The sequence below is a fragment of the Enterococcus sp. HMSC076E04 genome (assembly GCF_001814285.1).
GTDB lineage: Bacteria > Bacillota > Bacilli > Lactobacillales > Enterococcaceae > Enterococcus_B > Enterococcus_B lactis.
Window position 1 is genome coordinate 20,596 of sequence record NZ_KV815607.1, and the last position, 9,721, is coordinate 30,316.

The 9,721-nt window shown below is 36.9% G+C and carries 10 protein-coding genes and 1 riboswitch; of the genes, 7 read left to right on the top strand and 3 right to left on the bottom strand.

The window, feature by feature from the left end:
- The first annotated feature begins 45 nt into the window (after nucleotides 1-45).
- From HMPREF2961_RS08585 to HMPREF2961_RS08615, 7 genes are all read left to right on the top strand, one after another.
- A complete protein-coding gene (locus tag HMPREF2961_RS08585; protein WP_070704566.1) occupies nucleotides 46-504 on the top strand; it encodes an ASCH domain-containing protein in 459 nt (152 codons plus the stop codon).
- Nucleotides 505-618: 114 nt separating this feature from the next.
- Nucleotides 619-1,302, top strand: coding sequence for an N-acetylmannosamine-6-phosphate 2-epimerase (locus tag HMPREF2961_RS08590; protein WP_025477246.1), 684 nt, complete (start codon nucleotides 619-621; stop codon nucleotides 1,300-1,302).
- Nucleotides 1,303-1,449: 147 nt separating this feature from the next.
- Nucleotides 1,450-2,064, top strand: coding sequence for a flavin reductase family protein (locus HMPREF2961_RS08595; RefSeq protein ID WP_002306657.1), 615 nt, complete (start codon nucleotides 1,450-1,452; stop codon nucleotides 2,062-2,064).
- Between the two features lie 15 nt (nucleotides 2,065-2,079).
- Nucleotides 2,080-2,286, top strand: a complete 207-nt coding sequence (locus HMPREF2961_RS08600; protein WP_002314976.1) for a hypothetical protein — start codon at nucleotides 2,080-2,082, stop codon at nucleotides 2,284-2,286.
- Between the two features lie 223 nt (nucleotides 2,287-2,509).
- Nucleotides 2,510-2,676: riboswitch (M-box (ykoK) riboswitch) on the top strand.
- Between the two features lie 124 nt (nucleotides 2,677-2,800).
- The gene (locus HMPREF2961_RS08605; protein ID WP_070704568.1) at nucleotides 2,801-3,964 is read left to right on the top strand and encodes an FtsW/RodA/SpoVE family cell cycle protein; all 1,164 of its coding nucleotides are present in this window, start codon (nucleotides 2,801-2,803) and stop codon (nucleotides 3,962-3,964) included.
- 92 nt (nucleotides 3,965-4,056) lie between these two features.
- On the top strand, nucleotides 4,057-4,941 hold the full coding sequence (locus HMPREF2961_RS08610; protein WP_070704570.1) for an LCP family protein: 885 nt from the start codon (nucleotides 4,057-4,059) through the stop codon (nucleotides 4,939-4,941).
- Nucleotides 4,942-5,071: 130 nt separating this feature from the next.
- The gene (locus HMPREF2961_RS08615) at nucleotides 5,072-7,108 is read left to right on the top strand and encodes a penicillin-binding protein PBP4(5) (RefSeq protein ID WP_002306661.1); all 2,037 of its coding nucleotides are present in this window, start codon (nucleotides 5,072-5,074) and stop codon (nucleotides 7,106-7,108) included.
- A 96-nt stretch (nucleotides 7,109-7,204) separates the two neighbouring features.
- Here HMPREF2961_RS08615 and HMPREF2961_RS08620 read toward each other — a convergent pair whose 3' ends face one another.
- The 3 genes from HMPREF2961_RS08620 to HMPREF2961_RS08630 all read right to left on the bottom strand — a co-directional run bounded on the left by HMPREF2961_RS08620 (nucleotide 7,205) and on the right by HMPREF2961_RS08630 (nucleotide 9,485).
- Entirely contained in the window at nucleotides 7,205-8,356 is a 1,152-nt protein-coding gene (locus HMPREF2961_RS08620; RefSeq protein ID WP_002319954.1) for a cation:proton antiporter, read from the bottom strand.
- 152 nt (nucleotides 8,357-8,508) lie between these two features.
- Nucleotides 8,509-9,036, bottom strand: a complete 528-nt coding sequence (locus HMPREF2961_RS08625; protein WP_002306663.1) for an HdeD family acid-resistance protein — start codon at nucleotides 9,034-9,036, stop codon at nucleotides 8,509-8,511.
- A gap of 98 nt (nucleotides 9,037-9,134) precedes the next feature.
- The gene (locus HMPREF2961_RS08630; RefSeq protein ID WP_070704572.1) at nucleotides 9,135-9,485 is read right to left on the bottom strand and encodes a DUF2200 domain-containing protein; all 351 of its coding nucleotides are present in this window, start codon (nucleotides 9,483-9,485) and stop codon (nucleotides 9,135-9,137) included.
- Between the last annotated feature and the right edge of the window lie 236 nt (nucleotides 9,486-9,721).

Here is a 9,721-nt window from a genome sequence, read left to right on the forward strand (position 1 = left end):
ATCTGGATGGTTTTTATTATACGAAACAAAGGAGTAGATGCTATTATGTATCAAAAAGTAGAAGAATATTTCAAAAAGTTTCAAGAAAAATATCCTAGGTATCAATCAGAAGAACTAAGCTTTTTTTCATTTGGGAATACAGAAGAAATGGCAGATGAATTGAGTGAGTTAGTTGTAAAAAAAATAAAAACCGGTACATCAAGTGGATATGATCTATATAAAAAAGAGAAGGAACCTTTACCAAAAGTGGGTCAGTTAGATGTGGTTCTGAATGGAAAAAATGAACCAGTTTGTATCATCAAAAATATAAATGTGACTATCTTGCCTTTTAGTGAAATCACGGAAGAACATGCTTGGAAAGAAGGAGAAGGAGATCGAACGTTAGCCTATTGGCGGAAAGTCCATACTGACTTTTTCAAGCATGTCTACAAAGAAGCACTGAACTTGGCATTTACAGAAGAGAAGCTAATCGTATATGAAGAGTTTGAAGTAATTTTCTTTTAGCAAGAAAGGCTTGCTAAAAGAAAAAGGATAGCTACTTTATTGACTCTTAGATAGAAAAGGGTTACATTTTTATAAGAAGATGTATTTCTAGAGAACGTCATTGGAGGAGATAGTGTGGATGTACTGGAAAAAATAAAAGGTGGGGTTGTCGTTTCTTGTCAAGCTTTGGAAAATGAGCCATTACACAGTTCTTTTATCATGGGGAGAATGGCTTTGGCTGCAAAAGAAGGCGGAGCAGTTGGTATTCGCGCAAATACAACAGAAGATATCAATGAAATCAAGCGAATCGTTGATTTGCCGGTAATAGGGATTATCAAAAGAGATTACGATGGATCAGAAGTATTTATTACTGCGACAGAAAAAGAAGTGAAAGAACTTTTGGAGACGCAAGCTGAGATCATTGCACTGGATGCAACTTCTCGTAAACGTCCGACAGAAAAAACAACAGCTGAGCTTGTCCAAATGATCCACGATCACGGTCGATTAGCCATGGCAGATATTTCGACTTTTGCGGAAGCGCTTCAAGCGCAAGAAGATGGTTTTGATCTTTTGTCTACGACATTAGCAGGATATACAGAATATTCTCGAAAAACACAGGAGCCTGATTTTGATTTGTTGAATCAGATCATAGAACAAGTCAATATACCAGTAGTCATGGAAGGCCATACTGACTCTCCAGAACACGTAGAGAAAGCCTATGAATTAGGTGCTTTTTCAGTCGTGATTGGATCTATCATCACCCGTCCACAATTCATCACTAAAAGATATGTCGAAGCCGCGAATAAAGCAAAGAACTAAAAAACACGTACGGCACAGATTCTTGACAAAAAAGAAAAATTAATAGATAGTTTAAAGCAGTTTCTAAGAAGAAGAGGAAAGCGTTGCTTTTCCTTTTGTCTTCGCAGATCTGCTTTTTAGCGTATTTTATAGAAAGAAGGCGAGACCATGTTTGAACGAAGTCCTTCAGAATTGACAGAACGTGAAAATTACAAGTTGCTGATTGGTTCAGTTATCCCTAGGCCGGTTGCAGTAGTAACGACTAAATCCGTAAATGATATAGTGAATATCGCACCCTTCAGTTACTTTAATATTGTCAGTTCGAATCCACCTATCTTATCCTTGGCGATCCAGAGAAAACAAGATACAGTAAAAGACACAGCAAAAAACATTCTTGAGACAAGAGAAGCGGTCATCCATATCCTTGATGAGGACAACGTAGAAGAAGCAAATAAAACAGCTGCTAATCTGCCTAATGAGGAAAGCGAACTACACTTGACTGAATTGACTTTAACGGATTCAGCAATCATTTCAGTACCAGCATTGACAGAAGCAAAAGTTCGTTTTGAGACAACCTTATATGAACATGTCGAGATACGGAATAAAAATAAAGTAACAGCTGATTTATTTTTGCTAGAAGTACAGAAATATCATTTGAATGAAACAGTTTATGATGAAAAGACGGGAAGAATCGATCCAAGAGAATTGAATGCTATAAGCCGTTTGGCAGGAAATGATTATGCAGCAATAGGAGAAATTTTCACGATCGCACGTCCCCAATAAGAAGGAGTAATAGTTATGTTAAAAATAAGTTATAAACCATCAGCAGATTCAAAAGAAATGGGAAAAGAATACGAGACAGTGAATGATTTTCTGCAAGGGCAGTATTTAGAAGTTCCGCCATTACAAGATCATTTTTTCGTCACCAAAGTTACTTTAGACGGCAAAGAAATAGGATTAACAGACCAGACGATTAGCGGTTTATTCAATTACTTAAACAAATAAACATTTATTCCGAAAAGTGAAAATCATATAAAAAAACACTAAAAATAAAAAGATTATCAAGGAATCCTAGCACAATTGAACGAAACTGCGCTGGGATTCTTTTACGTTATTTGTTATTTTTTCCTAAAAAATATTAAAGATTGTTAAATTTCACTATTTCATTTCAAATTTCATTGCCTATTCATTAGGAAAAGTCTATCATGGACTCGTAAATAGAATATAGTAATAACCTTGTTAGGTGAGGCTCCTATACAAACATAGGCTATTGCCCAGAAACGTCGAAAGTCGCCAATGGGTAAAACAGAAACTGTCGGATTAAGGCTTTTTCCAATAGCTAAGAATGTTTTCTTTACGTTGTATAGTGCTAAAACTCGGACGATGAGATGATGCTAGGTCAGAATTCTTGTTCGAAAAGGTTTCTGGCCTTTTCTTTATAGTTTCAAGACTGACTTATTTGAAGAGACAAACTCGCTCCTTACCTGACAAGTGGATTACTGTGGGAGGAGGAGATGCGGTGAAAAAAAGAAAAAAGATCGATTGGTGGATTTTGGGTCCTTATTTGACTTTGTCCATGATCGGTCTTTTAGAAGTATACAGTGCTAGTTCTTATCGTTTATTGCAAGCAGATGAAAATACAAAAAGTCTATTATTGCGCCAACTGATTTTCATATTTTTGAGTTGGGGCGTAATCTTCTTAGCTCGTTCAATCAAACTGCACTATTTACATCACCCTAAAATAGCAGGATATGGTTTAGCTTTATCGATTTTCTTTTTGATCTTAGTACGAGTAGGAATATTCGGTGTCACTGTCAATGGCGCACAACGTTGGATTTCTCTGTTTGGCATTCAATTCCAGCCTTCAGAATTAGCAAATCTTTTTCTGATTTTTTATCTAAGCTGGTTTTTTCGTGACGGAAATAATCCGCCAAAAAATCTAAAAAAACCTTTCCTGATTACAGTAAGCATAACTTTGTTGATTTTATTCCAGCCAAAGATTGCTGGAGCATTGATGATTCTTTCGATTGCGTGGGTCATTTTTTGGGCAGCAGCAGTTCCATTTAAAAAAGGAATCTATCTGATTGTTACTTTTTCTGCCTTATTGATTGGAGCAGCCGGCGGAGTATTATATTTAGGAAACAAAGGCTGGCTTCCCCAGATGTTCAATCATGCTTATGAAAGGATTGCAACTTTAAGAGATCCTTTCATAGATAGTCATGGTGCGGGCTATCAAATGACTCATTCGTTTTATGCACTATACAATGGTGGCATATGGGGGAGAGGATTAGGAAACAGTATCACAAAAAAGGGATATCTTCCAGAGACAGAAACAGATTTTATTTTTTCGATCATTACAGAAGAGCTTGGGCTAATTGGTGCATTGTGTGTACTTTTCTTATTATTCTCATTATGCATGAGAATCTTTTGTTTAAGCAGTCGTTGTAAAAATCAGCAAGCTGGATTGTTTCTTTTAGGATTCGGAACTTTGCTATTCGTTCAGACGATAACGAATGTGGGAAGTATCGCAGGGCTTATGCCAATGACTGGCGTGCCATTACCATTTGTTAGTTATGGAGGAACAAGTTATCTGATCCTTTCTTTAGGGATCGGGATCACGTTGAATATTTCTTCGAAGATACAGGCCGAAGAGTTGCCGCTCTATCGACCTGAAAAACAATAAAGAGAAACTGAGAATCTCTCAGTTTGAATTATCATAAAGGACTATCTTTTATTTTTCAAGCGAGAGATTCTTTTTAGAAAGAGGAATTCGCAATGAAAGTATTTCAAAAAATCATATTATCTGTTTTGTTACTGCTTACACTAGTAGTCGGCTTTTTTTCGATTGAATTTGTCCATGGATTTTCGTCTGCAAAACAGACCTCAACTGTAAAAAAGGTAGATCCGAAAAGTGTCCCTACCACACTAAACGTGGCTTTGATTGGTTCGGATGCCCGTTCGAAAGACGAAAATGGTCGCTCAGATTCACTTATGGTTGCACAATACGACCAGAAAACACAACAAGCAAAACTAATCTCTATCATGAGAGACTCATATGTCGATATACCAGGTTACGGAATGGATAAAATCAATGCAGCGTACTCTTACGGAGGAGTTGATTTATTGAACCAAACATTAAAGGAAAATTTCAAATTTGAAGCCCGGTATTATGCAAGTATCACATTTCAAGATTTTATCGATTGCGTCAATGAACTGTTTCCTGATGGAGTAAAGATTGATGCAGAAAAATCTTTAGATTTAGATGGCGTATATATAAAAAAAGGGAAGCAAGTAATGGATGGCAATACGTTACTGCAGTATGCTCGATTCCGTGAAGACGAAGAAGGAGACTTTGGGAGGATTAGAAGACAGCAACAAGTGATTAAAGCTATCTCTCAGCAGCTGAAAGACGTCACTTCGATATTTAAATTACCGAAAGCGGTGGGAAAACTACTTGGCAGTATCCAAACGAACCTTCCTGAGAGTGTGCTACTGGATTGCGGTATGGATTTCCTCAAAGACGATAATAAAAAGATCGATACATTATCCGTACCAGTAGACGGCAGTTGGGACTTCAACGACAATACGCCTTCCGGAAGTGTTCTGGAATTAGATTTGACCAAAAACCAAGAAGCAATCAAAAAATTTCTGAATAATTAAGTAAAGAAAATAAAAGAAAAGAAGTTAGAAATAACAATTTATGTTATGTTCTGACTTCTTTTATTATGTTAGAATAAACAGGTATAAATAGTGAAAATAAAGGAATAACAAGCAAAAGAAGGAGGGAAAAATGAAAAGAAGTGACAAGCACGGCAAAAATCGAACAGGCGCTTATATTGCCGGCGCAGTGATTTTAATAGTAGCTGCAAGTGGCGGTTATTTTTACTACCGGCACTACCAAGAAACCCAAGCAGTAGAAGCTGGAGAAAAGACGGTTGAGCAATTTGTCCAAGCTTTAAACAAAGGAGATTATAACAAAGCTGCAGGAATGGCATCGAAAAAGGCAGCAAATAAAAGTGCATTATCTGAAAAAGAGATCTTAGAAAAATACCAAAATATATACGGTGCTGCCGATGTCAAAGGACTTGAGATATCAAATCTAAAAGTAGATAAAAAAGATGATTCTACTTATAGCTTTTCATATAAAGCAAAGATGAATACCTCATTAGGTGAATTGAAAGATCTTTCTTATAAAGGAACATTAGACAGAAATGATGGAAAAACCACGATCAACTGGCAGCCTAACTTGGTTTTTCCAGAAATGGAAGGAAATGACAAAGTAAGTCTGACCACGCAAGAAGCAACAAGAGGGAACATTTTAGATCGAAATGGGGAACCATTAGCAACAACCGGCAAACTAAAACAATTAGGAGTCGTTCCAAGCAAACTTGGGGATGGGGACGAAAAAACAGCCAATATCAAAGCCATTGCTTCTGCATTCGACTTAACAGAAGATGCTATCAATCAGGCTATTTCACAAAGCTGGGTACAACCCGATTACTTTGTCCCATTGAAAATCATTGATGGAGCAACGCCAGAACTTCCAGCTGGAGCTACCATCCAAGAAGTAGACGGCAGATATTATCCTTTGGGTGAAGCAGCTGCTCAACTGATTGGTTACGTGGGAGATATCACAGCAGAAGATATTGATAAAAATCCAGAATTAAGCAGTAATGGAAAAATCGGACGATCTGGTTTGGAAATGGCTTTTGATAAGGATCTTCGTGGGACTACAGGTGGAAAATTAAGCATCACAGATACAGACGGTGTCGAGAAAAAGGTTCTGATCGAGCATGAAGTCCAAAACGGAAAAGATATCAAATTGACAATCGATGCAAAGGCACAAAAAACAGCTTTCGACAGTCTAGGAGGAAAAGCTGGATCGACTGTTGCGACAACGCCAAAAACCGGTGATCTTCTTGCGCTTGCTAGCTCTCCAAGCTATGATCCAAACAAAATGACAAACGGGATCTCACAAGAAGACTACAAAGCTTATGAAGAAAATCCTGAACAACCATTCATCAGCCGATTTGCGACAGGTTATGCTCCTGGATCTACGTTTAAAATGATCACAGCAGCAATCGGTCTCGACAACGGCACTATCGATCCAAATGAAGTGTTGACGATCAACGGGCTTAAATGGCAAAAAGATAGTTCTTGGGGATCGTATCAAGTAACTCGTGTTAGTGATGTGTCACAAGTAGACTTAAAAACTGCTTTGATTTATTCCGATAATATATATATGGCGCAAGAAACGTTGAAAATGGGGGAGAAGAATTTCCGTGCAGGTTTGGATAAATTCATTTTTGGTGAAGACCTTGATTTGCCAATCAGTATGAATCCAGCACAAATTTCTAATGAAGAGAGCTTTAATTCAGATATCTTGCTAGCTGATACTGGATATGGACAAGGCGAACTTCTAATTAATCCTATCCAGCAAGCAGCAATGTATTCTGTTTTTGCCAACAATGGCACACTTGTCTATCCTAAATTGATTGCAGATAAAGAGACAAAAGATAAGAAGAATGTCATCGGCGAAACAGCAGTACAAACGATCGTGCCAGATCTGAGAGAAGTTGTGCAAGATGTAAATGGTACAGCACATTCTCTTTCTGCTTTAGGGATTCCATTGGCAGCGAAAACTGGTACAGCGGAAATCAAAGAAAAACAGGATGAAAAAGGGAAAGAGAACAGTTTCTTGTTTGCTTTCAACCCTGATAACCAAGGATATATGATGGTTAGCATGTTGGAAAATAAAGAAGATGATGATTCAGCAACTAAACGAGCACCCGAACTATTACAATACCTCAACCAAAATTATCAATAAAGAACGACTTCATAACTATAGTAAAAGGACTGTGACGGTATCGTCACAGTCCTTTTTTCGCATAAACGACAGGTTCACGACCACTTTCTGGGTCACTCACACTTCATAAACTTTTTTTGTAAAATATTTCAGAACAAGTGGGGAAATAAGTGTACTTAATAAAATCACGATTACTAAAGGTGAATAGTACTGTGGTTCGATCAATTGACTTTGCTGTCCAATTTGCAAAATGATCAAAGCCATTTCTCCACGCGAAATCATACCAGCACCGACCATCAATGAACTATGTTGAGAAAAACCGGCAATCTGAGCACCAAAATACCCTCCAAGCAATTTGGTCAAAATTGCTACAAGCGTCAATATAGAAATAAAGAGAAGCTGCTCACCAAAGTCAGAAAAATCAACTTCTAATCCTACACTGACAAAAAATACTGGTATAAATACTGCATATCCTAAAGCTTCAACATTGTGGTATACTTCTTCTTTGACCTTTGTCTGACTGACTGCTATCCCAGCAAAAAAGGCACCAATGACAGAACTAAGACCTACAAGATCCGCTACGTATGACATACCTAAACAAATAACTAGCGATACGATGATAATAGAAGAATTTGCGTACACTTTTTCTGCAAATGAAAGCAAGAAGGGTGCAATCCATTTGACTAATAAGAAAATAAAAACAAAGTAAACGAGTTGTTCAATCAAAACAAGCGGTAAAGAAGCATTGCTAGAAGCTTCTCCAGTGAGAAAAGATAGACTGAAACTTAGGACTAAAACGACTAAAATGTCATCTACAACAGAAGCACCTAAAATAGTTGAGCCTTCTTTCGTATTCACCACGTTTAGTTCCTTTAATACTTCAACTGAAATACTGACAGAAGTTGCTGCAAGAATAATTCCAAAGAAAATTGCTTCATTTCCCGAAACTTGGAATGCTTCGCCTGTTAGCCAACCAAAAACAACAGGGAAGATGATTCCGAGTAAAGCAACGAACATGCCTGGTCGGAAATATTTTTTCAAAAGAGATAAATCACTTTCCAGACCAGCTAAAAACATCAATAAGATTACACCAATCTCCGAGAAGTCATGGACTAGAATATCCGGTTTGACCCAATTCAATCCAGCTTGTCCTAGCAAAACACCAACAAGTAATTGTCCGATTACTGCTGGAATACCTAATCTCCTAGAGATATGCGAGCCAATCGTTGTTGAAATCAATATCAAGCATAAAATACCAATAAATTCCATTCTCATCATTCCTTTGTATAAAATATAGCCCGAACTTAGCATAACATATATTATTGAAAAAATAGGAAAATATACTCATAAAAAACCAACAATCCAAAAGTATTTTTTGGTTTGTTGGTTTTTAAACAGTCTATTTTAATAACTAAAAACGATTAACGTATAGTCATTTTTCTTACTCTGATAAAATTGATGATTTCCTGGATACCCATGAAAATCAAGATGAAACCGAATATTTGAAATAGAACCATCAAGCTTTTGAATGGATTAAACAATAAGACGAATCCGCCAATCAACAACAGAATACTATAAACACTCCAACTTTTAGCTTTTGTATTCATGCTGAAGAACAACTGGAACAAGCTGTTGATGATAACAGCTAATCCAAGAAGAATCGGCAGGATAGAAACGATTGCAGGTGCAAAAGCATAAACGATCAGCGCACAGATCAGGAAAAAAAGACCACTAAACAGACCGATACTCCAAGAACCTGTTTTCCTTTTAAAACGGTAAGCCTCAAAAAGATTCAACACCCCAAGCAAAACAAGATAGGCAGTGATCAGATAACCGATAAAATGAAAAACAGCAGAAGGGTTTAGCACAATCGCAATCCCAGAAATAATATAAACAGCAGCTCTTAATAAGGCATATTTTTGAATATTTTGTTTAATCGTCTCAAACATATAAGAAAACCTCCTTTGACTTATTTTAACGTGAACTAGTCATTTTACCAAATCAAACGTTACAAAATGAGTGAAGGAGAAGAGCTTCTTAAGAAAGATCATTTTCTGAGGATCTTTTCCATTTTTTTGCCTTTTGCTAGCTCATCGATCATTTTATCTAAATAACGAATTTCTTTCATCAAGTTATCCTCGATGTTTTCTACTCGCACACCACAAACAACACCTGTAATCAAAGAACGAGAAGGATTGGGGGCAGGGGCTTCCGCAAAAAATTGTTCGAAAGTCACTTGTTTTTGTAGTTGCTCTTCTAGTTCTGTTTGGGAATAACCTGTCAGCCAGCAAATGATTTCATCTACTTCCTCTTTTGTACGATCTTTTCTCTCTGCTTTTGCTACATACATAGGATAAACGCTTGCAAAACTTGTCTTAAAAATACTATTTTGCGCCATAATCAGTCACCTTTCTTCTCTCAAACTATTTACTACTTATAGTATATAAGAAAAAGAGAAGAAAAAGTGATTATTCAAAAAAAAAGACAAGAAGGATTGTGACAAAATTCTTATCACAATCCTTTTTTTCGAATAAACGGTGTTCTCATGCCTACTCCTCAGCCACAAGTCACAATATTCAACAAACATGAGAAACTGTTTATTGAAATTGTTCCTTGTGACTCGGAGCTGAACGG